This is a genomic window from Microbacterium sp. LMI13-1-1.1, from assembly GCF_040815625.1.
Lineage (GTDB): Bacteria > Actinomycetota > Actinomycetes > Actinomycetales > Microbacteriaceae > Microbacterium > Microbacterium forte.
The window spans coordinates 1,092,729-1,117,287 of the sequence record NZ_JBFPNL010000005.1 but is presented as its reverse complement, the minus strand read 5'-3'; the positions used below and the strand labels follow the sequence as shown (position 1 = coordinate 1,117,287).

At 68.2% G+C, this 24,559-nt stretch carries 24 protein-coding genes; 12 read left to right on the top strand and 12 right to left on the bottom strand.

Annotated elements, in window-relative coordinates:
- Position 1: 1 nt before the first annotated feature.
- Positions 2–334 carry a PadR family transcriptional regulator gene (locus MRBLMI13_RS12185; protein ID WP_042539035.1) on the bottom strand — a complete coding sequence of 111 codons (333 nt, stop codon included), beginning with the start codon at positions 332–334 and terminating at the stop codon, positions 2–4.
- Positions 335–447: 113 nt separating this feature from the next.
- Between MRBLMI13_RS12185 and MRBLMI13_RS12180 the strand changes: the two genes are divergently transcribed.
- Both MRBLMI13_RS12180 and MRBLMI13_RS12175 read left to right on the top strand, forming a co-directional pair.
- On the top strand, positions 448–1,467 hold the full coding sequence (locus tag MRBLMI13_RS12180) for a GNAT family N-acetyltransferase (RefSeq protein ID WP_367822810.1): 1,020 nt from the start codon (positions 448–450) through the stop codon (positions 1,465–1,467).
- A gap of 58 nt (positions 1,468–1,525) precedes the next feature.
- Positions 1,526–2,503 carry an o-succinylbenzoate synthase gene (locus tag MRBLMI13_RS12175; protein WP_079112323.1) on the top strand — a complete coding sequence of 326 codons (978 nt, stop codon included), beginning with the start codon at positions 1,526–1,528 and terminating at the stop codon, positions 2,501–2,503.
- 9 nt (positions 2,504–2,512) lie between these two features.
- On the opposite strand, the gene MRBLMI13_RS12170 is transcribed toward MRBLMI13_RS12175, so the two are convergent.
- The gene (locus tag MRBLMI13_RS12170) at positions 2,513–3,136 is read right to left on the bottom strand and encodes a TetR/AcrR family transcriptional regulator (RefSeq protein WP_042539029.1); all 624 of its coding nucleotides are present in this window, start codon (positions 3,134–3,136) and stop codon (positions 2,513–2,515) included.
- 121 nt (positions 3,137–3,257) lie between these two features.
- Here MRBLMI13_RS12170 and MRBLMI13_RS12165 point away from each other — a divergent pair, with 121 nt between their 5' ends.
- The 3 genes from MRBLMI13_RS12165 (at position 3,258) to MRBLMI13_RS12155 (ending at position 8,780) form a co-directional block, all read left to right on the top strand.
- Positions 3,258–6,059, top strand: a complete 2,802-nt coding sequence (locus MRBLMI13_RS12165; protein WP_367822807.1) for an MMPL family transporter — start codon at positions 3,258–3,260, stop codon at positions 6,057–6,059.
- On the top strand, positions 6,056–8,020 hold the full coding sequence (locus tag MRBLMI13_RS12160; RefSeq protein WP_367822805.1) for a YhgE/Pip domain-containing protein: 1,965 nt from the start codon (positions 6,056–6,058) through the stop codon (positions 8,018–8,020). Before MRBLMI13_RS12165 ends, MRBLMI13_RS12160 begins: the two co-directional genes overlap by 4 nt.
- 163 nt (positions 8,021–8,183) lie before the next feature.
- Positions 8,184–8,780 carry a 2'-5' RNA ligase family protein gene (locus MRBLMI13_RS12155; protein ID WP_367822803.1) on the top strand — a complete coding sequence of 199 codons (597 nt, stop codon included), beginning with the start codon at positions 8,184–8,186 and terminating at the stop codon, positions 8,778–8,780.
- 15 nt (positions 8,781–8,795) lie between these two features.
- On the opposite strand, the gene ccsB is transcribed toward MRBLMI13_RS12155, so the two are convergent.
- The 5 genes from ccsB to MRBLMI13_RS12130 all read right to left on the bottom strand — a co-directional run bounded on the left by ccsB (position 8,796) and on the right by MRBLMI13_RS12130 (position 13,506).
- Positions 8,796–9,773, bottom strand: coding sequence for a c-type cytochrome biogenesis protein CcsB (gene ccsB / locus MRBLMI13_RS12150; protein ID WP_309686298.1), 978 nt, complete (start codon positions 9,771–9,773; stop codon positions 8,796–8,798).
- Between the two features lie 4 nt (positions 9,774–9,777).
- A complete protein-coding gene (resB, locus tag MRBLMI13_RS12145) occupies positions 9,778–11,562 on the bottom strand; it encodes a cytochrome c biogenesis protein ResB (RefSeq protein ID WP_367822800.1) in 1,785 nt (594 codons plus the stop codon).
- 28 nt (positions 11,563–11,590) lie between these two features.
- On the bottom strand, positions 11,591–12,367 hold the full coding sequence (locus tag MRBLMI13_RS12140) for a cytochrome c biogenesis CcdA family protein (protein WP_367822798.1): 777 nt from the start codon (positions 12,365–12,367) through the stop codon (positions 11,591–11,593).
- Between the two features lie 16 nt (positions 12,368–12,383).
- Complete coding sequence (locus MRBLMI13_RS12135) at positions 12,384–13,037, bottom strand: TlpA family protein disulfide reductase (protein WP_079112317.1); 654 nt, start codon at positions 13,035–13,037, stop codon at positions 12,384–12,386.
- A gap of 64 nt (positions 13,038–13,101) precedes the next feature.
- The gene (locus MRBLMI13_RS12130; RefSeq protein ID WP_367822796.1) at positions 13,102–13,506 is read right to left on the bottom strand and encodes a MerR family transcriptional regulator; all 405 of its coding nucleotides are present in this window, start codon (positions 13,504–13,506) and stop codon (positions 13,102–13,104) included.
- A 60-nt stretch (positions 13,507–13,566) separates the two neighbouring features.
- On the opposite strand from MRBLMI13_RS12130, the gene MRBLMI13_RS12125 reads away from it, so the two are divergent.
- Positions 13,567–14,466 (top strand): NAD(P)/FAD-dependent oxidoreductase, encoded by a 900-nt coding sequence (locus MRBLMI13_RS12125; RefSeq protein WP_367822794.1) that lies wholly within the window; start codon positions 13,567–13,569, stop codon positions 14,464–14,466.
- A gap of 88 nt (positions 14,467–14,554) precedes the next feature.
- On the opposite strand, the gene MRBLMI13_RS12120 is transcribed toward MRBLMI13_RS12125, so the two are convergent.
- Positions 14,555–15,184 (bottom strand): histidine phosphatase family protein, encoded by a 630-nt coding sequence (locus MRBLMI13_RS12120; protein WP_367822792.1) that lies wholly within the window; start codon positions 15,182–15,184, stop codon positions 14,555–14,557.
- A 1-nt stretch (position 15,185) separates the two neighbouring features.
- Positions 15,186–15,560, bottom strand: coding sequence for a DUF5684 domain-containing protein (locus MRBLMI13_RS12115; RefSeq protein WP_042539011.1), 375 nt, complete (start codon positions 15,558–15,560; stop codon positions 15,186–15,188).
- A gap of 129 nt (positions 15,561–15,689) precedes the next feature.
- On the opposite strand from MRBLMI13_RS12115, the gene aspS reads away from it, so the two are divergent.
- Complete coding sequence (gene aspS, locus MRBLMI13_RS12110; protein WP_367822790.1) at positions 15,690–17,471, top strand: aspartate--tRNA ligase; 1,782 nt, start codon at positions 15,690–15,692, stop codon at positions 17,469–17,471.
- A 232-nt stretch (positions 17,472–17,703) separates the two neighbouring features.
- On the opposite strand, the gene MRBLMI13_RS12105 is transcribed toward aspS, so the two are convergent.
- The gene (locus MRBLMI13_RS12105; protein WP_367822788.1) at positions 17,704–18,534 is read right to left on the bottom strand and encodes a sulfite exporter TauE/SafE family protein; all 831 of its coding nucleotides are present in this window, start codon (positions 18,532–18,534) and stop codon (positions 17,704–17,706) included.
- A gap of 169 nt (positions 18,535–18,703) precedes the next feature.
- Between MRBLMI13_RS12105 and MRBLMI13_RS12100 the strand changes: the two genes are divergently transcribed.
- The 5 genes from MRBLMI13_RS12100 (at position 18,704) to MRBLMI13_RS12080 (ending at position 22,921) form a co-directional block, all read left to right on the top strand.
- Positions 18,704–19,843 carry an ABC transporter substrate-binding protein gene (locus tag MRBLMI13_RS12100; RefSeq protein ID WP_309686277.1) on the top strand — a complete coding sequence of 380 codons (1,140 nt, stop codon included), beginning with the start codon at positions 18,704–18,706 and terminating at the stop codon, positions 19,841–19,843.
- Complete coding sequence (locus MRBLMI13_RS12095) at positions 19,840–20,787, top strand: ABC transporter permease (protein ID WP_052492904.1); 948 nt, start codon at positions 19,840–19,842, stop codon at positions 20,785–20,787. Before MRBLMI13_RS12100 ends, MRBLMI13_RS12095 begins: the two co-directional genes overlap by 4 nt.
- The gene (locus MRBLMI13_RS12090) at positions 20,784–21,578 is read left to right on the top strand and encodes an ABC transporter permease (protein WP_042539000.1); all 795 of its coding nucleotides are present in this window, start codon (positions 20,784–20,786) and stop codon (positions 21,576–21,578) included. Before MRBLMI13_RS12095 ends, MRBLMI13_RS12090 begins: the two co-directional genes overlap by 4 nt.
- Complete coding sequence (locus tag MRBLMI13_RS12085; protein ID WP_367822784.1) at positions 21,575–22,654, top strand: ABC transporter ATP-binding protein; 1,080 nt, start codon at positions 21,575–21,577, stop codon at positions 22,652–22,654. The genes MRBLMI13_RS12090 and MRBLMI13_RS12085 overlap by 4 nt, the downstream gene beginning before the upstream one ends.
- 87 nt (positions 22,655–22,741) lie before the next feature.
- Entirely contained in the window at positions 22,742–22,921 is a 180-nt protein-coding gene (locus MRBLMI13_RS12080; RefSeq protein WP_042538996.1) for a YegP family protein, read from the top strand.
- A gap of 83 nt (positions 22,922–23,004) precedes the next feature.
- Here the strand turns inward: MRBLMI13_RS12080 and MRBLMI13_RS12075 are convergent, their stop codons facing one another.
- Both MRBLMI13_RS12075 and MRBLMI13_RS12070 read right to left on the bottom strand, forming a co-directional pair.
- Positions 23,005–23,760: an amino acid ABC transporter ATP-binding protein gene (locus tag MRBLMI13_RS12075; protein WP_042538994.1), complete on the bottom strand. Its 756-nt coding sequence runs from the start codon at positions 23,758–23,760 to the stop codon at positions 23,005–23,007.
- Positions 23,757–24,554, bottom strand: a complete 798-nt coding sequence (locus MRBLMI13_RS12070) for an amino acid ABC transporter permease (RefSeq protein WP_056375691.1) — start codon at positions 24,552–24,554, stop codon at positions 23,757–23,759. The genes MRBLMI13_RS12075 and MRBLMI13_RS12070 overlap by 4 nt, the downstream gene beginning before the upstream one ends.
- Positions 24,555–24,559 lie beyond the last annotated feature (5 nt).

Here is a 24,559-nt window from a genome sequence, read left to right as displayed (position 1 = left end):
GTCAGTGCTCCTCGACTGTGAGGGTCGCGATCGCCGCGGTGAGCGATCGCCATTCTTCGGTCAGGGTGTCGGCGAGCCGGATGCCGGCGTCCGATGTGCGGTAGAACTTGCGAGGCCGCGCCTCGTCGGTGTTCCACTCGCTCGTGAGGTACTCCTGCTTCTCGAGCCTGCGAAGTAGCGGGTACAGCGTGTTCGCATCGGTGGCGAAGCCGCGGCGCTCCAGGTCTTCGAGCAGTCCGTAGCCGTACCCCGCAGTGCGCAGCAGCTGCAGGCAGGCCAGCACCACGGTGCCGCGGCGCAGTTCCTGCAGATGCGTGTCGAGGGTCTCGTTCATGTCCGTCACATTACTGTGCGTCACACACCATTGTCAATCGCACATAGGTGTGACGCGCCACGAGCTTCCATCCGAGCCGTCAGCCTTCCCGATCGAGCAACTACCGTGGGTGCATGACGATCGAGATCTCCCGCGTCGATCCCTTCGACGACGGCGAGGTGGATGCATGGTGGGGTTGCTACGCCGCAGCCGAACGAGCCGATCGTGGCGCGGACGCCGTCGTCTGGTCTCGAGCCGAGTGCCGCAGCGAGCTGCAGCAGCAATCGGCCGTCGTCGATCGGCGCGCATATCTGCTCCGTGACGGCGCACACATCGTCGGATCCGCGAGCCTCGGGCTGCCGCTCAAGGACAACACGCACGTCGCGCACCTCGCGATCAGCGTGCCACCCCGCCACCGACGACGCGGCATCGGCGCGGAGGCGCTGGCCCACCTCGAGCGCGAAGCCGTGACATCCGACCGCACGACCGCGCAGGGTTCGGCGTCGTGGCCCTACGAGCTCGGATCGGAGGGGGCCGGCTCCCCCGGCCGCGAGTTCGCGAGGCGGCACGGCTACACCCTCGCTCTCGGCGACGTGCAGAGCAGACTGCCCCTTCCGGTCGACCCCTCACTGCTCGACCGGATCGAGAACGACATCGCCTCGGCCATCTCGCAGTACGAGATCCGCAGCTGGGTCGGCCGCATCCCCGACGACGTCGTGGAGCGCTGGACAATCCTCGACGCCACGCTCGAGACCGAGGCGCCGACCGGCGAGCTCGACATCGAACCGCAGAAGCCCGACGTCGACAGCATCCGCGAGAGCGAGGAGCTGCTCGATCTGCAGGGCCGCATCTCGTTCGGCACGATCGCCCTCTCCCCGGACGGCGACGCCGCCGCCTATTCGCAGCTCGTCGTGTCGACCGACGACGGCAACGCGTATCAGTGGGGAACCCTCGTGCGCGCCGCCGACCGAGGCCACCGGCTCGGCATCGCGGTCAAGGTCGCCAACCTGCGGATGCTGCACCGCGAGGCCCCTCAGGCACGCGCCGTCTACACCTACAACGCGGAATCGAACGCGCACATGCTCGCCGTGAACACGCTGCTCGGCTTTCGCCCGAGCGAACGACTGGGCGAACTGCAGAAGCGCCTGATCTGAGGAGCATCCGTCGGCACGGCGGATCCCGGAGGCAGCTCCGACAGAGCAGAATGAGCACATGCTCCCACCGCTCGCAGATCTGCTCGGCTCGGCCAGGGTCGTCTCTCTTCCGATGCACACCCGCTTCCGCGGGGTCGACACTCGCGAGGCGCTGCTCTTCGAGGGCCCGGAGGGATGGGCCGAGTTCTCTCCGTTCCTCGAGTACGACGATGCCGAAGCGGCGACCTGGCTCGCGGCCGCGATCGACTTCGCGTGGCGACCGCAACCGGCACCCCTGCGCGAGCGCATCGGCGTGAACGCCACGATCCCCGCCATCGAGGCGTCACGGGTCGCCGACGTGCTGGCCAGGTTCGCCGGGTGCCGCACGGCGAAGGTCAAGGTCGCAGAGCCCGGCCAGACACTGGCGGACGACGTCGCTCGCGTGCGAGCCGTGCGCGAGGCGATGGGGCCGGAGGGACGCATCCGTGTGGATGCCAACGGAGCCTGGAACGTCGACGAGGCCGAGCATGCGGTGCACGCGCTCAACGAGTTCGATCTCGAGTACGTCGAGCAGCCCTGCGCCACGGTGCCCGAACTCGCCGAGCTGCGCACGCGCGTGAAGTACATGGGCATCCCGGTCGCGGCAGACGAGAGCATCCGCAAGTCGTCCGACCCGCTCGCGGTCGCTCGGGAGAAGGCCGCCGACCTGCTCGTGATCAAGGCGCAGCCCCTCGGAGGCATCACTCACGCTCTGCAGATCGTTACCGCCGCTGGCCTCCCCGTGGTCGTCTCGAGTGCACTCGACACCGCGATCGGACTCTCGCAGGGTGCGGCGCTCGCCGCCGCGCTGCCGACGCTCGACTACGACTGCGGGCTCGGCACCGCATCCCTGTTCCTCGACGACGTCGCCGACCTGCGCCCGGTCGACGGCTCGATCCCCGCTGGACGCGTGACGCCGGACGCCGCGGCAGTTGCTCGACTCGCCGCAGACGACGATCGTCGCGACTGGTGGCTCGATCGCCTCAGCCGCTGCTACGAGGTGCTCGCCGCGCGCTGAGCAGCGACGTCACTCCGCGAGCAGCAGCTGCACGAGCCTGCCCAGCTCCTCGCTGCCCGAGTGCCGCAGCTGATCGGAGTCCTGGCCCGCCATCGCACCGCGAACGGTCATGCCCTCCCAGAGGATCATCAGCATGCGCGCGGCCTCCTCGGCCGGAACCTTCAGCTCGAGTGAGCTCACCGAGACGATGTCCGTGATGATCACCGCGATGCTCGAGACCATCTCGCGCTCCTGCACGAGGTAGGCCGAGCCGAACTGATGATCGCGCAGCGCGCGGATGCGGATCTCACTCATCAGCATCACACCGAGCCGGTCGTCGCCTCCCGCATCCATGATGCGCTGGACGAGCTCGACCGGGTCGCACCCCTCTGAGAGGCCGCCCTCAGCGGCGATCTCCTCGACGCGGGCACGCACCCCGTTGACGCGCTGCTCGCCGACGCTGCCGGCGAGCATCAGGAACAGCTCGTCCTTCGACTCGAAGTTCGAGTAGAACGCTCCACGCGTGAAACCGGCGCGATCGCAGACCGCTTCGACGGAGGCGCCGTCGAGTCCGACCTCTGCGAAGACCTGCGCGGCGGCATCCAGAAGCCTGGCGCGCGTGTTCTCTCGGCTTCGCGTGGCGGGTGTCGTCATCGAATCCTCCTGCCTCTCATTCTCACACCCCGCACACAGACTCCGGGGCTCGGATCACCTTACGATACATCTATGTATTGGATACACCTGTGTATCCAGCCCGCATTCCCTGAGGAGCCTCGTGTCCACACTCCTGTCCTCGCTCGGCCGCTGGTCTTACCGGCACCCGTGGCGCGTCCTCGTCTCCTGGCTCCTCGCACTCGGCATCGCCGGCGCCGGCGCGCTCGTTCTCGGGGCCGGCACGGACAACTCCTTCTCGATCCCCGGGACCGAGTCGCAGGCGGGTCTCGAGCAGCTCAACCGCTCTTTCCCCGCAGTCAGCGGAACCAGCGCGCAGATCATCGTGGTCGCCGCGGACGGCGACTCGATCACGGATGACACGTATCGGAACGACATCGACGACGCCGTCGACCAGCTCGCCGATCTCGACGATTCCGTGCTCTCGGCCACCTCCCCGTTCGACGAGATGGTCAGCGGCATGGTCAACGACGACGAGACCGCCGGCATCATCCGCCTGCAGTTCGACGGCCAGGCGAGCGATGTCTCGGACGAGACACAGGACGACCTGCGAGCCGTCGTGGCCGAGCTCGCCGACGAGCTTCCGGACGGATCGCAGACCTCTCTCGGTGGCGAACTGTTCGCCACCTCCATCCCCGGTGTCACACTGACCGAGGCCGTGGGACTGCTCATCGCGTTGCTCGTGCTGATCGTGACCTTCCGCTCGTTCGTCGTCGCAGGGCTCCCGCTGCTCACGGCTGTGCTCGGCGTGGGCATCTCGATGGCCGGCATCTTCGCGGCGACCGCCTTCGCCACGGTCTCGTCGACCACTCCTCTCCTCGCCCTCATGCTCGGGCTCGCGGTCGGCATCGACTACGCGCTGTTCATCATGGCCAGGCACCAGGATCAGGTGCGCGAGGGGGTCGACCCCGAGGAATCCACCGCCCGCGCCGTCGGCACGGCCGGCTCCGCCGTGGTGTTCGCGGGCGTGACCGTGCTGATCGCCCTGATCGGACTCGGCTTCGCCGGCATCCCGTTCCTGACGACCATGGGCATCGCGGCGTCCGCCGCCGTCGCGGTCGCCGTCGCGATCGCGGTGACGCTCACCCCTGCGCTGCTGGGCTTCATGAAGGGCCGGGTGGCGGGTCGGCCGCGCAAGGCTCCGAAGGCGAAGAAGGGCAAGCCTGCTCCCGTTCCGCGTGTGCGATTCAGCGAGCGCTGGGTGACCGGCGTCACCACGCGCCCGATACTCGTCTCACTCGCGGTCGTGATCGGCCTCGGCATCATCGCGGTGCCGGCCCTGAGCCTGAACCTCGCACTGCCCAACGCCGGCGTGCTGCCGAAGGACTCCGAGGCGCGGCAGAGCTACGACCTCGTGGCCGAGGAGTTCGGCCCCGGCTTCAACGGGCCGATGATCCTCACGGGCACGATCGTCACGTCGACGGATCCGCTCACGCTGATGGAGGATCTCGGCGACGAGGTCGCGAAGATCGACGGCGTCAAGGAGGTCGCCCTCTCGACGCCGAACGAGACGGCCGACACCGGCATCGTGCAGATCATCCCCGAGACGGCGCCCGACGATCCTGCCACGGCCGACCTCGTGCGCGAGCTGCGGTCGCACCACGACGAGTGGCTCGACGAGTTCGGCATCGACCTGAAGGTGACCGGATTCACCGCGGTCGGCATCGACATCTCCGACCAGCTCGGCAACGCGCTGCTGCCCTTCGGTATCTTCGTGATCGGCCTCTCGCTGATCCTGCTCACGATCGTGTTCCGCTCGCTCTGGGTGCCGATCACCGCCGCAGCCGGATACCTGCTGTCGATCGTGGCCGCGTTCGGCATCGTCGGCGCGGTCTTCGAATGGGGCTGGTTCGCCGACGCCCTGCACGTCGCGAAGGTGGGCCCGATCATCAGCTTCATGCCGATCATCCTGATGGGCGTGCTGTTCGGACTCGCCATGGACTATCAGGTCTTCCTGGTGTCGCGCATGCGCGAGGACTTCGTGCACGACCCCGACGCGAAGAGTCCTGACCGAGCGGTCCGTCGCGCCGCCGCGCTGCGCGCCGTGCGCAGCGGCTTCACGGGGTCTGCGAAGGTCGTCACCGCGGCAGGACTCATCATGTTCGCGGTGTTCGTCGCGTTCGTCCCCGAGGGTGACTCGTCGCTCAAGCCGATCGCGCTGGGCCTCGCAGCCGGCATCGCGATCGACGCGTTCCTGGTGCGGATGACGCTGATCCCCGCTCTCATGGCCATCCTCGGCGAGCGCGCGTGGGAGATCCCGGCGTGGCTGGAGAAGGTCCTCCCCCGCGTCGACATCGAGGGGGAAGCGGTCGAACGCGAGCGCCACCTGGCCGGTTGGCCGGGAGACGACTCGGTCGTGGCCGCCGACGATCTCTCGGTGACGGATGCCGGCATCGACCGCCTCCACCTGCGCCTCGCTCCCGGCGGATCAGCGGTGCTCACGGGCTCCTCCGCCGGTGCGCTGCGCGCGCTGGCTCTGACGATCGCCGGCCGCGCGACGCCCGATGACGGACGCCTCCGGGTCGCCGGCCATCTGCTGCCGGGTCGAGCGGCGTGGGTGCGCGCACATGTCGGAGCAGTCATGACCGCCGATGCCGCCCGTCTGTCGGCTGACCTCTCCGAGGCGCTGCGCGGACGCCCTGCACTCGTGGTGATCGACGGAGCAGACCGGCTCTCGCGCCCCGAACGCGATCAGCTGGCGGCGCGACTGCGCGACTCTCGCAGCACGACAGCGATCCTGCTCACCGCGCTCGACCCGCAGATCGGCCTCGAGATCCTCGCAGACGCCGGCCGCTCCCCTGCCGACGTGATCGACGTCGACGCGCCCTCAGCACAGTCACGACCCGAGTCCTCGGTGCCCCGCACCGCCGACGGCACCACCGAATCGACCGAGGTGAACGCATGACCCTCCCCATCGAACGCGCACGCTCGCGCAAGCCCATCACGTGGCTGACGATCCTCGGCATCCTGCTGCTGCCCGCAGCCGTCGGCGGCATCCTGGTCGCGGCACTCCAGAACCCGACCGAGCGCCTCGACTCGATGACCGCCGCGATCGTCAACCTCGACGAGCCGGTGGAGATCGACGGACAGCTGACGCCGCTGGGTCGGCAGCTCGCATCAGGGCTCGTCGAGGGATCGGACGAGCTCGACTCCAACCTCACCTGGGTGATCTCGAACGAGGATGACGCGGCCGACGGGCTCGCCGACGGGTCGTATCAGGCCGTGATCACGATCCCCGAGGAGTTCTCAGCCGCCGCCACCTCTGCAGGGCAGGCGATCTCGGACGGCGGAGGCGATGCCGAGCAGGCCACCATCCGGGTCACCACGCCGGACGACGGGCTCGTGGCCGACGACCTCATCACCGGTCAGATCGCGGATGCGGCCGCCTCGAGCATGGGCACGCTGCTGTCGGAGGCGACGACCGAGAACATCCTCGTCGGCTTCACCACGATCGGCGATCAGATCGGAGAAGCCGCCGACGGCGCGGCCGAGCTCGCCACCGGCGCACGGGATGCGGCGACGGGCGCGGCCGCGATCCCCGACGGCGCGACGCAGCTCGCCTCGGGTGCCGCCGAGCTCGGAAACGGTGCGTCCTCGCTCGCGTCAGGGCTCGACACGCTCGCTGCGAAGACCCGCGAGGCTGCGGGGGGAGCGAGCCAGATCGGCACGGGGCTGACCGCAGGGGCCGCGGAGCTTCAGAACCAGGCAGGGCAGATGCCCGCGCTCGTGGGGGCGATCACGACCGGAACCGATGCGGCGACGGACGCGGCGACGAAGACAGCGACCCTCGCGCAGACACTCGGCACGATGGCTGCGAGCTGCGACCCCGATGTCTCGGGAGAGCTGTGCGCGCAGCTCGCGACCGAAGCGGCGAACGCGGGAGCAGCGGCGAAGTCCGCGGGAACCGCGTCGGGATATCTCACGGCGGTCGAACCGCAGATCGCGACCTTGCCCGGCGCGTTCACCACCCTCGCGACCCAGCTCGGTGAGGCCGGCGCCGGCGCGACGACTCTCGCGGACGGCTTGAACCAGCTGGCGTCCCAGGGCATCGACGAGTCCGCCGCCGGCGCACGTGCGCTGTCCACGGGAGCCGTTCAGCTGTCCGACGGGACGACCGAGCTCGCAACCGGAGCCGCCGACCTCGCGACCGGCCTCGACACCCTCGCCACCGGAACGGGCGATCTCGCCGGAGGCCTGCGCACCGCATCCGACTCCCTCCCGTCGTTCAGCGACTCGGAGTCGACCTCCCTGGCCTCGGTGATCGCCGACCCTGTGGCGTCGAAGGGAGCCGACGGTGCAACGATCTTCGGGCCGACGGCGATCCCGCTGCTCGCGGCCGTGGTGCTGTGGTTCGGCGCTCTCGCCTCGTTCCTCGTGATGCGGGCCCACACCGCACGCACGCTCACGTCGCGGCGCTCCTCTGCCGGGCTCGCGCTGCGCGCTTTCGCCCCGGCGGCCGCCATCGGCGCCGCGCAGGGCCTGCTGGTCTCACTGATCGTGCAGATCGTCGCGAGCTACGACGCCGCCACCTGGTGGGCGTTCGCCGGAATCGCGGTGCTGGCGGGAATCGTCTTCGCCGCGGTCAACCAGGCGCTCGTCGCAGTCTTCGGCGGCATCGGTCGCTGGATCAGCGCTCTCGTCGGGGTGCTCGCGATCGCGACGGGACTGATCTCGACGGTGCCCGGCTGGCTGGCGGATCTCGGTGCGTCTCTGCCGACCTCCCCCGCGTTCGCCGGGCTGATCACCGCGAACGGAGGCGCAGCCGCCGGCCTCATCGTGTGGGGTGTGCTGTCGCTCGTCGTGACCACCATCGCGGTCGCCCTGCGTCGCACGACGTCAGTGAAGGCGGCCATGGCGACCGCCTGAGCGTCCTCTCCGGGCACGCAGCCCTGGCACAGCTTCGGATCACATCCGACGAAGCGCCGTGCATGGCACTCGATGCACGGCGCATCGTCATACAGCTCCGAAGCCGCGCTCGCCCGGGCAGAGGCGGTATTCGCATACTCCCCGACGCACGTACGATCAGAAGATGCGTCGCCCGTTCATGACCTCTCCCGCCCAGCTCGAGTCACTCGAGGGGCAGCAGTATCTCGTGCTGCGCCCGACGAGAGCGGTGTCGGACGTCTACCGGGCCGAGCAGAAGTCGGCACTCGGCCGAATGGATGCTCCGCACCCGCACACCGAGCACGTCACGCTTCGCGCATTCCACGAGCCAAAGCGTCGGGAGGAGCTGCTCGCCCTGATCCGCGAATGGGCCGTGGCGCAGCGCCCGATCGAGGTCGTCGCCGAGGCCGTCGACGTGTTCCCGGCTCCGTGGCAGGTCGTCATCCTGCGCCTGAGACGAACCCCCTCGCTCGTGTCGGCCTACGCGAACCTCAGCGAAGCTCTCGAGGGCACCGACTTGCGTCGACTCGACGAGCGCAGCACGGAGGACTGGACGTTCCACCTGTCGGTGATCTACGCGAAGACGCTCGCCCCCGCGGCATGGACGGAGCTGTCGCACAAGTCCCGTCGCTCGCTCAGCTCACGCCCCGCCGAGACCATCAGCGAGGCCGAGCTCGTCTGGTACGAAGACGGCGCCGAACACTCCGAAGTCATCCCGTTCGGACTGCGTTCGTTCAGATGAGAACCGCTCGGGCGCTCAGCTGAGGCCCGAGTAGGCGTGCAGACCCTTGAAGAACACGTTGACGATCGTGAAGTTGAAGAGCACGGCCGAGAAGCCGACGATCGCCAGCCAGGCCGAGGGGTTGCCACGCCAGCCGCGCGTCGCGCGCGCGTGGATGTACCCCGCATAGAGCACCCAGATCACGAAGGTCCACGTCTCCTTGACGTCGAAGCCCCAGAAGCGGCTCCAGGCGTAGTAGGCCCAGATCGAACCGGCGATGAGTGTGAACGTCCAGAGGATGAAGCCGATGATCGTGAAGCGGTAGGCCATGCTCTCGAGGCGCTCCGACCCGGGGAAGGTGCGCAGGAAGCCGGGGCCGGTCTTCTCGGCACCCTCGGAGATGAGACGCTCCCGGCGGGACTGCATCAGCTGGATCACCGACAGAGCGAAGGCCAGGGCGAAGAACGCGGTGCCGAGGGAGGCCACGAAGACGTGGATCACCAGCCACACGCTCTTGAGCGGGTCCATCAGAGGCGAGACATCGACGTAGAAGTTCGTGGCCGAGAGACCCAGCAGCACGACGACGAGACCGGTGATGAACGTGCCGAGGAAGCGCAGATCGATGCGCGTCAGCACCACGAGGAACACCGCGACGATCAGCAGCGTGCCCATCATCGCGAACTCGTAGAGGTTGGCCCACGGCACTCGCCCGGCCGCGAGACCACGCGTCACCGTGGCTGCGAGGTGGAAGATGAACGCGAGCACGGTGAGCGAGGTGCCGATGCGCGCCATCACGAAACGCTGCGGGGCGACATCCGAGCCGGATGCCGAAGCACCCTTGGCGCCGCGCGAACCCGCGCCGGCTCCGACCAGTTCGAACTCCCGCACGCTCGCCGCATCGGCCGACAGCTGCGACCGGCGGGCGAGGTCGAAGGCGAAGGCCACGAAGGCCGCCGCATAGACCGCGATCGCCGTCCAGAGCAGGATCGGCGAGATCACTTCGAGATCGAACATGGTGTCAGTCTACTTTCGGGGTGTCGGATGCAGGATGCTCGGGGTCACCGTCGCGGACGGCCTCGGACGCCGTCGCGGCGTTGTCGGACTCGTCGCCGGTCGCGACCGGCGCCTCGACCGCAGTCGTCACTCCCGCGGCGTCCATCAGACGCGCGTGACCGGCCACGAGGTCGTCGACAGCCGTGGCGAGAGTCGGATCCTCTCCGCGCGCGAGACCGGCGTACTCGAGAGAGACGATGCCGTCCTGCCCCGTCGCCTTGACCCACACTCGACGCCGAGGGATGAACAGGGCGAGCATGAGTCCGCCCAGCGCGAGAAGTGCGAAGCCGAGCACCCACGGACCCGACGCGTCGCGGTGGATCTGCAGCGAGGCGAAGCGCTTGACCGACTGCGAGGCGTCGGTGGCCCCCGCCGGCGATTCGTCCTCGAAGGTCACGGTCCCCATGCCGTTCGGCAGGTCGGCCGTCTGTCCGGGCGCGAGCTCGATCGATTCGAGGTCTGTCGTCCGTCCGGTGACCTTGGTCATGCCGGTGGTGTCGAGGACGTAGACCGAGCGGGGGATGCCCTCGTTGATGCCCAGGTCGCCGGTGTAGACGTCGAGGGTGAGCGTCGGGTTGGTGAGGTCCCCGAAGCCGGAGAAGAACGCGCCCGTGTCGAGCACACCCGTGGTCGGGTAGAAGAAGCCGACGAGGCCGACCTGCTCGCTGAGACCGTCGGGGATCTTGATGACGCCGAGCGACGTCATGTTGTTGTCCTGGGGCAGGAAGGGCGTGCTGTTCGTGAACACGACCTCCCCGTCGGGGTCGCGCACGGTGATCGTCGGCGCGTAGCCGTTGCCGAGCAGGAAGACGTTGTCTTCGGCGACGCCGAGAGGCTCGTTGACCTTGACCGAGCCGGTGCGCTCCTCGCCGTTCTCCTGCACCGTGACGTTGGCCGAGAAGTCGCCGGCCTGACCCGAGCCGGGCTCGCCGAAGGGCTGGTAGGTGACGTCGAAGCTGTCGAGGCGCATCGAGTACGGCGCGAGCGCCCCGTCGCCGACGAAGCGGCCGCGGTTCATCGAGTCGTAGTCGAGCAGCGTGTTCGCGAACGTCTCGCCCTCGACCAGCACGCGCTGGCCGGTGTAGGCGAATCCTCCCCCGACCCCCACGGTGATCAGCACGCCGACGAGGGCGAGGTGGAAGAGCAGGTTGCCCGACTCGCGCCAGTAGCCGCGCTCGGCCGAGACCGACGCGGTGCGGCCCGAGTCGTAGCGCTCGACGCGGTATCCGAGCGCTTTGAGCTGCTTCGTCGCGATGTCGATCGTCGCCGCAGCGTCGGCTGGCGCGTCTGTCGACGTGCGCTCGACGGCACGGAAGTCGGCGAGTCGCTTCAGACGTGCGGGCGTGCGAGGGGGCCGCGCCTGCAGCGCCTTGGCGTGGTGACGGATGCGCGGGATGACGCAGCCGACGAGGGAGGCGAACAGCAGCAGGTAGATGGCCGAGAACCACGGCGACAGGTAGACGTCGAACATCTTCAGCCCGTCGAGCACGGGGAAGAGATCGGGATTGTCGCGCTCCCACTGGGTGACGCCGTTGGGGTCGGCCATCCGCTGGGGGAAGATCGAGCCGGGGATCGCCGCGATCGCGAGGACGAGCAGCAGGATCAGCGCGGTGCGCATCGAGGTCAGCTGACGCCAGCCCCAGCGCAGCCAGCCCACGAACCCGAGGCGTGGCTGGGTGATCGACTCCTCGCCGTCGACGTGGTCTGACGGGCGCAGCGGATCGCTGGACCTCTCGGTTGTGCTGCTCACGTCATCCTTCCGATGCGTCGTGTTCTCATCAGAACGGGAGGGGGACACTGCCGATCACCACCGTCAGGCGAGACATGATGTCGGTCCAGAGGCCGGTCAGCATCAGCAGGCCGAGCACGATCAGCAGCACGCCGCCGATGACGTTCACGACGCGGATGTGGCGACGGAGGAACCCGATCGTCTTGGTGGCCCACCCGAACCCGAGCGCGACCAGGAGGAACGGCAGGCCCAGGCCGAGCGAGTACGCCAGGCCGAGCATGCCGGCACGCACCGGGTCGCCCTGGTTGAACGAGAGGGCGAAGATCGCGGCGAGCGTCGGCCCCATGCACGGAGCCCAGCCGATTCCGAGCGCGATTCCCAGCAGCGGTGCGCCGATCAGGCCGGCCTTGGAGTCGACGTGGAAGCGCAGCTCGCGCTGGGCGAAGCCGAAGAGACCGAGGAACACGAGTCCCATCAGGATGATCACGCCGCCGAGGATGCGGGTGATCAGCTCACCCCACTGCAGCAGGAAGACGTTGGCGAGCCCGCCGAGCGCTGTCAGCGCGACGAACACGAGACTGAAGCCCAGGATGAACAGCAGCACACCGAACACGAGTCGGCCGCGAGCGGGAGCTGCGACCGTCGCGACGCCGCTGCCGTTCTCCGACCGCTCTCGTCGAGGGGTGACCGCTCCCCCGAGAAACCCGAGGTAGCCCGGCACCAGCGGAAGCACGCACGGTGAGAGGAAGGAGATGAGCCCAGCGAGCATCGCTACCGGGATCGCGAGCCACAGTGCGCCTGAGTCGATGATCGTCCCGGGGTTCATGCCGCTTCCGCAAGACTCATGAGTCCTCCGCGAGCGCGTCCTTGACGAGCGTCGAGAGGATCGAGGTGCCGTCGATCGGCCCGATGATGCGGGCGGCGACCCGTCCCTGCTTGTCGAGCACCAGAGTGGTCGGCGTCGCCTGGATCGGCACCGACGACGCGAAGGCGAGCTTCGCCTCGGCGGTGTCGACATCGATGAGGCTCGGATAGGTCACGCCGAACTCCGCCGAGAACGCCTTGGCGGTGTCGGCCTGATCGCGGGTGTTGATGCCCAGGAAGGCCACGTCGTCTCCGCCGTGCTCCTGCCACACGCTCTCGAGGTCTTCTGCCTCGACACGGCAGGGAGCGCAGCCCGCGTACCAGAAGTTGACGACCGTCACCTTGCCCGCGAGCTCGGAGCTGCTGAAGTCGTCGCCGTTCTCGGTCACGCCGCCGAATTCGACGACGGGTTCGCCGCGCTCGGCGACCGGGATCTCGACGATCGCCCCGTCGGCCGCGACGTAGCCGGGATTGTCTCCGCTCAGGAACGAGTCGTTCACGGGATCGGGAGCGCAGGCGCTCAGACCGATGGCTAGTACCGCGGCGAGCGCGGCACCGACCGCACGGCGAGAAGGCCGGATGCGGGAGGGGCGGCCGCTGCGGATCGGAAGAACCGTCGAGGCGAGTGGCACGATTCCCAGTTTACGCGGGGGTTCCTATGCATGGGCCGGACGCCCCGGCCGTGGAAGCCCGCTGTCAGAGCCGGGCGAGCACGTCGGCCACACTCGCGCGGAAGCGAGGACACGTGGCGATGTCGTGCGAACGGCATCCCATCGCATGCTCGGTCATCTCGCGTGATCGGCGCATGTCCTCCATCCGCTGATCGAGATCGTCGAGGTGCTGCTGCAGCACCTCGTGCCGACCGGCGCTTCCGTCGTCGAGGAGCACGGCGATCTGGTCGAGGGTCATTCCGGCCGCCTTGCTGCGCTGGATCACCGCGATGCGCACCACGTCGTCCTGCCCGTATCGGCGCCTCCCGGCGGAGTCGCGTGCGGGTCGCAGTAGCCCGACCGTCTCCCAGTGCCTCAGCACGTTCGTGGGCAGCTCGAAACGGGCAGCCACCTCGCCGACGGACCAGGGACTCTCGACACTTGACTTCATGTTGACATGAAGTCACAGACTGAGGACGAAAGCAACCGCCGCCCCTCGGAAGGACACCACATGTACGACGCGATCGTGATCGGAGCAGGCCCCGCCGGCTTGCAGGCGGCACTGACCCTCGGGCGGATGCACCGCTCGACGCTGCTGCTGGATTCCGGTGAGTACCGCAACGGCACGGTGCTCCACATGCACAACGTCGTCGCGAACGACGGAACTCCCCCGGCGGAGTTCCGCGCGACCGCACGCACTCAGCTCGCCGAGTATGCCGACGTCGAGATCCGTGACGTCGGAGCGCAGTCGGTCTCGGGTGCGGAGGGCGCGTTCACCGTGCTGCTCGCGAACGGAGTCTCCGTCGAGGCGAAGAGCGTCATCCTCGCGACCGGCGTCGCCGACGATCTGCCATCCGTGCCCGGCCTGCAGGAGCTGTGGGGAGTGAAGGCCTTCAGCTGCCCGTTCTGCGACGGTCACGAGCATGCGGGGCGCTCCATCGCCATTCTCGGGCCCGCGCCTCGTGCCGAGCACCTGATCGGGCTTCTGGGTCGCATCGCAGGAGACATCACGGTCTTCCCCGTCGATCAGGCGTTCTCCGCAGAAGAGGCGCGGACGCTCGAAGGGCTGGGAGCGCGGGTGAGCGTGGACCTCGTGACGGCGGTAGCGCCGGACGGCGACGATCTGCGGGTCACCACCGATTCCGGCGATCGGACTGTGGCCGGCGTCTTCGTGGCATCGGGCTCGCTCCGCCACCGTGCGCCGTTCGCCGACCAGCTCGGGCTGCACATGCTGCCGTCCGGGTCGATCGAGATCGACGACTTCGGTCGCACCTCACTCGCCGGTGTCTTCGCCGCGGGCGACCTCGCACACCGTGCGTCGCTTCCGGGGCCGATGGCCTCGGTGCTGCTGGCCGCCGCGGCCGGTCAGCTCGCGGCGGTCGGGGTCATCCAGTCGCTGATGGCTCCGTGATCGCGAGCATCTTCGCCGCAGCGCACTGATGGTCGCTTCCCGACTCGGGGAGCGACCATCACTGCGACCAGAGCCGCTAGCTCAGACTTCAGACCGCCCCGACGTCGACCGCGCCCCCGGTGGCCGCGGGTTCGGCGTACGCGACCTCGCGCCACACATCGCCGACGAGCTCGAAAGACGTGACGCTCGACAGCGCGCAGCGCCGAGTGCGCGGGTCGTGCTGCAGCGGCAGGCCCGCGACGCGAAGGTGGGTGATCCAGATCGGTGCCTGGTGCGAGACCATCACGAGGTCGCCATCGTCGACGGATCGCCATGCCTCGGCCATCATGCCCAGCATCCTCTCGGCGATCGATGCGTACGGCTCGCCCCAGCTCGGCAGCGACGGCTGACGCAGGTGCCACCACTTGAGCGGGTTCATCAGCGAGCGGCGCATCTGCGTGCCCTCGAACACATTGGTCGGCTCGATCAGGCGGATGTCGATCTCGGGTGTGAGTCCGAAGCGCTCGGAGAACGGCTCCGCCGACTCCTGTGCCCGCTCGAGTGGCGAGGAGTAGAGCCCTGCGACCGGGCGATCGAGACCGGCGATGTGATCGGACGCGGCTCGCGCCATCTCCCTCCCCGCCTTGCTGAGGTGATAGTCGGGCAGCCGCCCATAGAGCACGCGCTGGGGATTGTGCACCTCGCCGTGACGGACGAGGTGCAGTCGAGACGCCACCACGTCAGACCGCGCGGTAGCGGGACTCGCCGAAGCCGATGATCAGATACCCGATGTAGGGGAAGACGAAGAGCAGGAAGAACGAGAAGAGTCCGCCCTTGCCGAAGCGCTCACCCAGCTTGATCGCGACGATGATCCCGAAGATGAAACCGACGATCGGGATGAGATAGAGCAGCGCGAGCCAGCCGGACATCCCGGCGATCTTGACGAGGAAGACGACGTTCACGATGGGGATGATCGCGAGGATGCCGGGGTAGCCGGCCTTCGTGAACACCTTCCACAGGCCGATGACGACGAGGACGTAGAAGACGAGGGCGATCAGGCCCGTCGTGCCGGAGAAGATCGATGCGTAGAGATCCGAGATGCCGTTGGAGTCCATGATGACCCTTTCGCTGGTCGAGCGGCTGTCGTGGCGATCCTACTGACCGATATGCCACCGGCGGAGGAGGCGACACCGCCCCCGTAGAATGGGCGGGTTCATCATTTCCCAGATCAGGAGGAATCCTCCGTGCTTCGCACCCACTCGGCAGGCTCACTGCGAGCCGAGCAAATCGGTCAGACCGTCACCCTCTCGGGTTGGGTCGATCGCCGTCGTGATCACGGAGGAGTCGCGTTCATCGATCTTCGGGATGCATCGGGCATCGCCCAGGTCGTCATCCGCGACGAAGAGGTGGCGCACCCGCTGCGCAACGAATTCGTCCTCAAGGTCACCGGCGAGGTCTCGCGTCGCCCCGACGGCAACGCGAACCCGAACCTGCCGACCGGCGAGATCGAGCTCATCGCGACCGACGTCGAGGTGCTGAACGAGTCCGCTCCCCTGCCGTTCCAGGTATCGACCGCTGTCGCCGACACCGAGACCGTCGGCGAAGAGGCCCGCCTCAAGTACCGGTATCTCGACCTGCGTCGCCCTGCCGCGGCATCCGCCCTGCGCCTGCGCTCGAACGTCTACAAGGCCGTCCGCGACGTGTTGCACGGCGAGGACTTCACCGAGGTCGAGACCCCGACGCTCACGCGCTCGACGCCCGAGGGCGCCCGCGACTTCGTGGTGCCCGCACGTCTGCACCCGGGCAGCTGGTATGCCCTGCCGCAGTCGCCGCAGCTGTTCAAGCAGCTGCTCATGGTCGGCGGCGTCGAGAAGTACTACCAGATCGCCCGCTGCTACCGCGACGAGGACTTCCGCGCCGACCGTCAGCCGGAGTTCACGCAGCTCGACATCGAGATGAGCTTCGTCGACCAGGAAGACGTCATCACGCTGATGGAGTCGCTCATCCAGGCGATGTGGAAGACCATCGGCGTCGAGGTGCAGACCCCGCTGCCGCGCCTGACCTATGCCGACGCCATGGCGAAGTACGGCTCCGACAAGCCCGACCTGCGCTTCGGGCTCGAGCTCGTCGAGGCGACCGAGTACTTCAAGGACACCCCGTTCCGCGTCTTCCAGGCCGAGTACGTGGGTGCCGTCGTCATGCCCGGTGGCGCGAGCCAGCCGCGCAAGCAGCTCGACGCGTGGCAGGACTGGGCCAAGCAGCGCGGCGCCCGCGGTCTCGCCTACGTCCTCTTCAACGAGGACGGCTCGCTGGGCGGCCCCGCAGCCAAGAACCTGTCCGAGGCCGAGCAGGCCGGCCTCGCCGAGTTCGTCGGCGCCTCTGCCGGTGACTGCGTGTTCTTCGCCGCCGGATCGACCAAGGAGAGTCGCGCTCTTCTCGGCGCCGCCCGCGTCGAGATCGGCCGCCGCCTGGGCTACCTGAACCCCGACGAGTTCGCGTTCACGTGGGTCGTCGACGCCCCGATGTTCGAGCCGGCCGCGGATGCCGTGGCATCCGGTGACGTCGCCGTCGGCGCCGGAGCCTGGACCGCCGTGCACCACGCGTTCACGGGGCCCAAGCCCGAGTTCCAGGACACGTTCGACACCGACCCCGGTTCGGCTCTCGCCTACGCCTACGACATCGTGTGCAACGGCTCGGAGCTCGGCGGCGGATCGATCCGCATCCACCGCGAAGACGTGCAGAAGCGCGTGTTCGAGGTCATGGGCATCAGCGACGAGGTCGCGCAGGAGCAGTTCGGATTCCTGCTCGACGCGTTCAAGTTCGGCGCACCGCCGCACGGTGGAATCGCGCTCGGCATGGACCGCGTGCTGCAGCACCTGGCGAAGACCGAGTCGATCCGCGACGTCATCGCCTTCCCGAAGTCGGGCAACGGCTTCGACCCGCTGACGGCGGCTCCGGCGCCCATCACGGCCGAGCAGCGCGCCGAGGCCGGCGTCGACTTCGAGCCCGAGGACGACGAGGCCTGACCCTCTCACGCAGAGGCCCTCTCCCGCTCAGGCAGGAGGGGGCCTCTTCGCGTACCCCGGTCGTTCGGCCGGAACGATGCGACGCGACTCGACCTCACCACGTTTCGTCTCGGGCGGCTCCGCCGGCCTCGCTCAACGACCGATCTGCGCGAGCGCCCGCCCTACTCATCCCCCGTTCGCTGAGCGAAGACGACGAAGCCGACTGAGACGAAGCGTCGCGACCCGGCCTCGCTCAACGACCGATCTGCGCGAGCGCGGGAGCGATGTTCTCGTTCCACACGTCGACGCCGAGCTTGGCGATCAGGGCGACCACCACGACGAGGAACACGACGCGGATGAAGGTCGTGCCGCCTGAGATCGCCATGCGCGAGCCGAGATAGCTGCCGGCGACATTCGCCACCGCGAGGATCCCGCCCAGCAGCCACAGCACGGCACCGTGTGGGATGAAGAGGAGCAGCGCGCCGGTGTTCGTGGCGAGGTTCACGATCTTCGCCTTCGCACTCGCCTGCAGGAAGTCGTACCCCAGCAGTGCGACGAGCGAGATCACCAGGAACGTCCCGGTCCCGGGCCCGATGAGCCCGTCATAGAACCCGATCACGAGACCGGCGAGCCCCGCCATGATGTGGTGCTTGTGGCCCCTGAAGCGCAGCCGCGTCGCGGCGCCCATCTGCGGGCGGAACGCCGTGAAGAGGGCCACGACGAGGAGTGCGATCACGATGATCGGCTTGAATGCCGCGGCCGGCAGCACCGTGGCGACGGCGGCTCCGCCGAATGAGCCGACGAGCGCGATCACCGCCATCGGCAGCGCCGTGCGGATGTCGGGCTTCGCTCGGCGGTAGTAGGTGACGCTGCTCGTGGCCGTTCCGAAGACCGAGGCGAGCTTGTTGGTGGCGAGTGCCTGGATCGGTGAGATGCCGGGGATCAACAGCAGGGCGGGAAGCTGCAGCAGCCCTCCGCCGCCTACGACGGCGTCGATCCAGCCGGCGGCGAAGGCCGCGATGACGATGAGGATCAGCGTGCCCCAGGTGAGCTGCTCGAGCCCGAGCACACTGCCGATGTCCATCCGTCCAGGATGTCAGACGGCGTGACGCCCCGAGCACCATCGCGGCCCGACCCGCCACACTGCGGACACCTCACGTTCACCGGGACCGCGATGATCGGCAACCCTCGGCTCATAGTGTCCTCTCGCAACCCGAATCCGGCTCACAGCGCCGGACACCGAGAGGACCCTGATGACCAACTTCCACCGCCGCGCGCGCATCGGCGCCGGCATCGCCCTGTTCACCACCGCCGCGCTCGGCCTGACCGCCTGCGCCACGGGTGCTGAGACCCCCGCTGCCGGTAGCGACGACGTCGACGCCGCAGCCGCGACCTCTGTCGAGGACTTCGGATCGTTCGCCGATCTCGAAGAGGCAGCGAAGGCCGAAGGCCAGCTCAACGTCATCGCCCTTCCGCGCGACTGGGCCAACTACGGCGAGATCCTCGACCTCTTCGCCGAGAAGTACCCCGAGATCACGATCAACGAGGCATCGCCCGACGTGTCGAGCGCCGAAGAGATCCAGGCAGCGAAGACCAACGAGGGGCTCGACACCGCACCCGACGTGTTCGACCTCGGCCTCACGGTCGCGCTGCAGAACACCGACACGTTCGCGCCGTACCAGGTGCAGACGTGGGACGAGATCCCCGACGCGCTCAAGGAGCCGACCGGGCTCTTCGTCGGCGACTACGGCGGATACATGTCGATCGGCTACGACTCGTCGAAGTTCGACGCCCCCGAGTCGCTCGACGACCTGAAGGACGCCGCCTACAAGGGTGCCGTCGCCATCAACGGCGACCCGACCCAGGCCGGTGCGGCGTTCGCCGCTGTGGGCCTCGCCACGGTGCAGTCCGACGGCACGCTCGACGATTTCCAGCCGGGTATCGACTTCTTCTCAGAGCTGCAGAAGGCCGGAAACCTGCTCAAGGTCGACGTCACCACGGCGACCGTCGCGAGCGGTGAGACTCCCGTCGTCTTCGACTGGGACTACCTGAACGCCTCGCACACCGCCGACAACAAGGACTGGAAGGTCGTCGTGCTCGACGGCACCGGTTACGCCGGCTACTACAACCAGGCGATCAACAAGGATGCCCCGAACCCGGCAGCCGCACGCCTGTGGCAGGAGTTCCTCTACAGCGACGAGGTGCAGAACCTGTGGCTCAAGGGCGGTGCACGTCCGGCTCGTATGGAGGCCATGACCGAGGCCGGCACGATCGACGCCGACCTGGCCGCGGCTCTTCCTGAGGTCCCGAGCGAGACCGTCGTCCCGACCGAGGAGCAGTCGACGAACGCCGGCACGCTGCTCGGCGAGAAGTGGGCAGCGGCGGTCCAGTGACCACTGCCACCACGACGGGGGCGGATGCCACGGCATCCGCCCCCGTCCCCCTCGCTCCGGCCGGCGCCGGGCCCGTCGTCTCGGGGGTCCGACGCTCGGCGCCGTCCGCGGCCTGGCTCGGTCTCGTGCCCTTCACCGCCTACGTGCTGCTCTTCCTCGCCGTGCCGACGATCCTCGCGATCGGCTCGGGCTTCTTCACGGAGGACGGCTCGTTCACCTGGTCGAACGTCTCGGCCCTCGGCGATCCCGTGGTCCTCACGACGTTCGCGAACTCGGCCGGGCTCTCGCTGCTGACAGCCCTGGTCGGCGCGATCCTCGGAGCCCTCGTCTGCTATGCCCTGCTCGGCATGAACCCCGACGGCGCCGTGCGCTCGACCGTGGATGCCGCGGCCGGCGTGCTGGCTCAGTTCGGTGGCGTGATGCTCGCGTTCGCCTTCATCGCGACGATCGGCATCCAGGGCGTCGTCACGCTCTTCCTCAAGGACGACCTCGGCGTCGACATCTTCGCGAACGGCACCTGGCTCTACGAGCTCCCCGGCCTGATCCTGCCGTACATCTACTTCCAGATCCCTCTCATGGTGATCACGTTCATGCCCGCCCTCGCCGCACTCAAGCCGCAGTGGGCCGAGGCGAACCTCACGCTCGGCGGCACACGCTCGAGCTTCTGGCTGCGCATCGGCATCCCGGTGCTGGCGCCCTCGTTTCTCGCGAGCCTTCTGCTGCTGTTCGCGAACGCCTTCTCGTCCTACGCCACGGCCGCAGCACTCGCCAGCCAGGGCGCGCAGATCGTCCCGCTGCAGATCCGGGCCGCGCTCACCAGCGAGACCGTGCTCGGCCGCGAGAACCTGGCCGGCGCTCTCGCGCTGGGCATGATCGTGATCGTCGGAGTCGTCATGGGCCTGTACTCGATCATCCAGCGACGAGCCGCGAGGTGGCAGTCATGAACCGTCTCGGCCCCTCTCTCGCGACCCGCTGGATCATCGGCATCGCCGTCGGCGCCTTCTTCGCCATCCCGCTGATCTCCACGTTCCTCTACACGCTGCGTCAGACCGACGGCACCCTCGGTCTCGAGCGCTGGTTCGCGCTGTTCGACCCTGCGAAGTCTGCGGCCATCAAGCCGATCTGGATGGGGCTCGGCAACTCGCTGATCCTGGCCGTGGTGACGGTCGCGATCGTGCTCCTCCTGCTCGCGCCGACGATGATCCTGGTCAACCTGCGCTTCGCGAAGCTCAAGCCGGTGTTCGAGTTCGCGGTGCTGCTGCCGATCTCGATTCCCGCGATCGTGCTGGTCGTCGGGCTCGCGCCGATCTACCTGCAGATCGGACGCGCTCTCGGCACGGGCACCTGGACGCTGGCCTTCGCCTACGGCATCACCGTGCTGCCGTTCGCCTACCGCTCGATCCAGGCCTCCATCGACGCCGCCGACCTGCGCACCCTCGCCGAGGCCGCCCGATCACTCGGTGCGAGCTGGCCGACCGTCGTTCTCACCGTGCTCGCGCCGAACCTGCGCCAGGGGCTGCTCGCGGCGTCGCTCATCTCGATCGCCGTCGTGCTCGGCGAGTTCACGATCGCGTCGCTCCTCAACCGCCAGGTGTTCCAGACGGCGATGGTCGTCGTCCAGAAGCAGGACCCGTACGCACCGGCCATCTTCACCCTGCTGGCGCTGCTGTTCGTCTTCCTCCTGCTCCTCCTCATCGGCCGCGTCGCGCGCGGCAACGGAAAGGCCCGCTCATGACCCTCCCCCAGACCGCCGACAACATGCTCCTCGCCGAGGCCGGCGAGGGCACGCGTGTGCAGCTGCAGAGCATCGTGAAGAGCTACTCGGGCAACACTGTGCTGCACGGAGTCGACCTCGACATCGCTCCCGGCGAGTTCGTCTCGCTGCTCGGTCCGTCGGGCTGCGGCAAGACCACGCTGCTGCGGGTGCTCGCGGGGCTCGAAGGTCTCGACAGCGGTGCGGTGCTTCTCGGCGGGAGCGACGTCTCCCGCGTCCCGACGAACAAGCGCGACATCGGCATGGTCTTCCAGTCCTATTCGCTGTTCCCGCATCTGCGCGTCGCGGAGAACACCGCGTTCGGGTTGCGCCGCCGTGGACTCGGGAAGGCAGAGGCCTCGAAGCGTGCTCTCGACGCCCTGGCCCTGGTGGGGCTCGCCGACTTCGCCGACCGCTTTCCGCATCAGCTCTCCGGTGGCCAGCAGCAGCGCGTGGCGCTGGCCCGTGCACTCGTGACCGAGCCGAAGGTGCTGCTGCTCGACGAGCCGCTGTCGGCCCTCGACGCGAAGGTGCGTGTGCAGCTGCGTGACGAGATCCGCCGCATCCAGCTGCGGCTCGGCATCACCACCGTCTTCGTGACCCACGACCAGGAGGAGGCGCTGGCGGTCTCCGACCGGATCGCCGTGATGAACGCAGGGACCATCGAGCAGATCGGCACCCCCGAGCAGCTGTACACGACGCCGTCGACCGCAGGTGTCGCCGCCTTCGTCGGTCTCTCGAGTGTCGTCTCGGGCGTCGCCGAGGGCGACCACGTCGTGGTGTGGGGACAGAAGCTGCCGCTGCAGGCTCCGGCCGACGGACCGGTCGACGTCTACCTGCGCCCGGAGAACGTGCACTTCGCGTCCGAGGCGGATGCCGCGACCGATGCGCTCGTGCAGGAGAGCACGTTCCTGGGCAGCATGCGCCGCACGCTCGTCCGCACCGAATCGGGCGAGCTGGTGCGTCTGCAGCACGCCCCCGGCATCCATCCGACGTTCGGAGATCGTGTGCGGATCGCCGTCGCGCCCGAGCCCGTGGCCGTGCATCCGCGCGGCTGAATCGCGCTCTATCCCTGGGCCAGTACTCCGGGATACCGTGATCCCGAGGGGCGCCGCCCCTCCGACACGACAGAGAAAGGACGCCTCATGGCAGGCAAGTTCGAGCTGTACGCCGACCGCTCAGGTGGGTACAGGTTCCGCCTCAAAGCCGGAAACGGTGAAGTCATCGCGACCAGCGAAAGCTACACCACGAAGGCCGCCGCCAAGAACGGGATCGAGTCGGTGAAGACCAACGCCCCGGGCGCAGAAGTCGTCGACGTCGACTGACTTCCGAGTTCACGCGTCACACACAGCGACCCCCTCCTGCTGTTTCCGCAGGAGGGGGTCTCTGTGTGTGAAGCGTCAGACGATCAGAGCACGCGGGCCAGGAAGTCCTGCGTGCGCGGATGCTGCGGGTTGGCGAGCACCTCGCGCGGGTCGCCCTCTTCGACGATGTGTCCGCCGTCCATGAAGATCAGTCGCGACCCGACCTCGCGGGCGAAGCCCATCTCGTGCGTGACGACGAGCATCGTCATTCCCTCATCCGCGAGTGAGCGCATCACCTGCAGCACCTCGCCGACGAGCTCCGGGTCGAGCGCCGACGTCGGCTCGTCGAACAGCATCATGTCGGGGTTCATGCACAGCGCGCGCGCGATGGCGACGCGCTGCTGCTGACCGCCCGAGAGGTGTCCGGGAAAGGCGTCAGCCTTCTCGGAGAGGCCGACGCGTCCGAGCATCTCCTTCGCGACCCGCTCAGCCTCGGCCTTCGACCGCTTCTTCACGCGCTGCTGCGCGATCATGAGGTTGCCCATCACGTCGAGGTGGGGGAAGAGGTTGAAGCTCTGGAACACCATGCCGATGCGCGTGCGCACGCGGTCGATGTCGACGTCGGGGTCGGTGATGTCGATGCCCTCGATGAGCACCTTGCCCCCGGTCGGCTCCTCGAGCAGGTTCACCGAGCGCAGCAGCGTCGACTTTCCGGAACCCGACGGGCCGATGATGCAGACGACCTCGCCGGCGGTGACGGTGAGGTCGATGCCCTTGAGCACCTCGTTGTCGCCGAAGCTCTTCACGAGCCCCTGCAGGTCGATCGCCGGCGCGTGGACGTCAATCAGATCGGTGATCATCGCTGCCTCGACATCCTTCGTTCCAGGTACGCGCTGAAGCGCGTGAGGGGGATCGTCACGATCAGGTAGAGCGCCGCCGCCATGATCAACGGCGTTCCGTTGGCGTTCTGCGTGCTCGCGTCACGCGCGAAGTTCGTGAGTTCCTTCGACCAGATGAAGGAGCCGGCGACGAAGAGCAGCGAGGTGTCCTTCAGCAGCAGCACGAACTCGTTGGTCAGCGGCGGGATGATGATGCGGAACCCCTGCGGCACCACGATCCAGAACGTCGTCTTCATGGGCGACATGCCGAGCGAGCGGGCGGCCTCGGTCTGCCCCTTCGGCACCGCCTGGATACCCGCCCGGATGGTCTCGGCCATGTAGGCCGACGCCACGAGGATCAGACCGATCAACCCGAGCACCACCGGTCCACCCAGCTTCGTGCCCGGCACGCCGAGTCCGATCGGCAGGATGAACGCGATGGCGAAGATCGTGAGGATCGCGGGAAGCCCGCGGAACAGCTCGATCCACGCCGTCGCGATCCACCGGAAGGGCCCGATGCTCGACAGCTTGAGCAGCGCCAGCACGATGCCGAGCAGCAGACCACCGGCGAACGCGACGGCGGTGAACCACAGCGTGTTGACGAGTGCCGTGGTGATGATGCCCGGGAGCATCTTCGCCGCGACCTCGGGGTTGAAGTACAGCTGCGCGATGCGTGCCCAGTCGGTGCTGACGATCAGCCAGACGACGACCGCGATCAGCACCGCATAGACGGTGTACCGGTAGAGCTTGCTCTTCGTGGTGCGCCTCAACGCCATTGTCA

Coding starts and splice junctions, on each gene's coding strand:
- MRBLMI13_RS12185 (WP_042539035.1), bottom strand. CDS start 334: ATGAACGAGACCCTCGACACGCATCTGCAGGAACTGCGCCGCGGCACC.
- MRBLMI13_RS12180 (WP_367822810.1), top strand. CDS start 448: ATGACGATCGAGATCTCCCGCGTCGATCCCTTCGACGACGGCGAGGTG.
- MRBLMI13_RS12175 (WP_079112323.1), top strand. CDS start 1,526: ATGCTCCCACCGCTCGCAGATCTGCTCGGCTCGGCCAGGGTCGTCTCT.
- MRBLMI13_RS12170 (WP_042539029.1), bottom strand. CDS start 3,136: ATGACGACACCCGCCACGCGAAGCCGAGAGAACACGCGCGCCAGGCTT.
- MRBLMI13_RS12160 (WP_367822805.1), top strand. CDS start 6,056: ATGACCCTCCCCATCGAACGCGCACGCTCGCGCAAGCCCATCACGTGG.
- MRBLMI13_RS12155 (WP_367822803.1), top strand. CDS start 8,184: ATGCGTCGCCCGTTCATGACCTCTCCCGCCCAGCTCGAGTCACTCGAG.
- ccsB (WP_309686298.1), bottom strand. CDS start 9,773: ATGTTCGATCTCGAAGTGATCTCGCCGATCCTGCTCTGGACGGCGATC.
- MRBLMI13_RS12140 (WP_367822798.1), bottom strand. CDS start 12,367: ATGAACCCCGGGACGATCATCGACTCAGGCGCACTGTGGCTCGCGATC.
- MRBLMI13_RS12130 (WP_367822796.1), bottom strand. CDS start 13,506: ATGAAGTCAAGTGTCGAGAGTCCCTGGTCCGTCGGCGAGGTGGCTGCC.
- MRBLMI13_RS12125 (WP_367822794.1), top strand. CDS start 13,567: ATGTACGACGCGATCGTGATCGGAGCAGGCCCCGCCGGCTTGCAGGCG.
- MRBLMI13_RS12115 (WP_042539011.1), bottom strand. CDS start 15,560: ATGGACTCCAACGGCATCTCGGATCTCTACGCATCGATCTTCTCCGGC.
- MRBLMI13_RS12105 (WP_367822788.1), bottom strand. CDS start 18,534: ATGGACATCGGCAGTGTGCTCGGGCTCGAGCAGCTCACCTGGGGCACG.
- MRBLMI13_RS12100 (WP_309686277.1), top strand. CDS start 18,704: ATGACCAACTTCCACCGCCGCGCGCGCATCGGCGCCGGCATCGCCCTG.
- MRBLMI13_RS12090 (WP_042539000.1), top strand. CDS start 20,784: ATGAACCGTCTCGGCCCCTCTCTCGCGACCCGCTGGATCATCGGCATC.
- MRBLMI13_RS12085 (WP_367822784.1), top strand. CDS start 21,575: ATGACCCTCCCCCAGACCGCCGACAACATGCTCCTCGCCGAGGCCGGC.
- MRBLMI13_RS12080 (WP_042538996.1), top strand. CDS start 22,742: ATGGCAGGCAAGTTCGAGCTGTACGCCGACCGCTCAGGTGGGTACAGG.
- MRBLMI13_RS12075 (WP_042538994.1), bottom strand. CDS start 23,760: ATGATCACCGATCTGATTGACGTCCACGCGCCGGCGATCGACCTGCAG.
- MRBLMI13_RS12070 (WP_056375691.1), bottom strand. CDS start 24,554: ATGGCGTTGAGGCGCACCACGAAGAGCAAGCTCTACCGGTACACCGTC.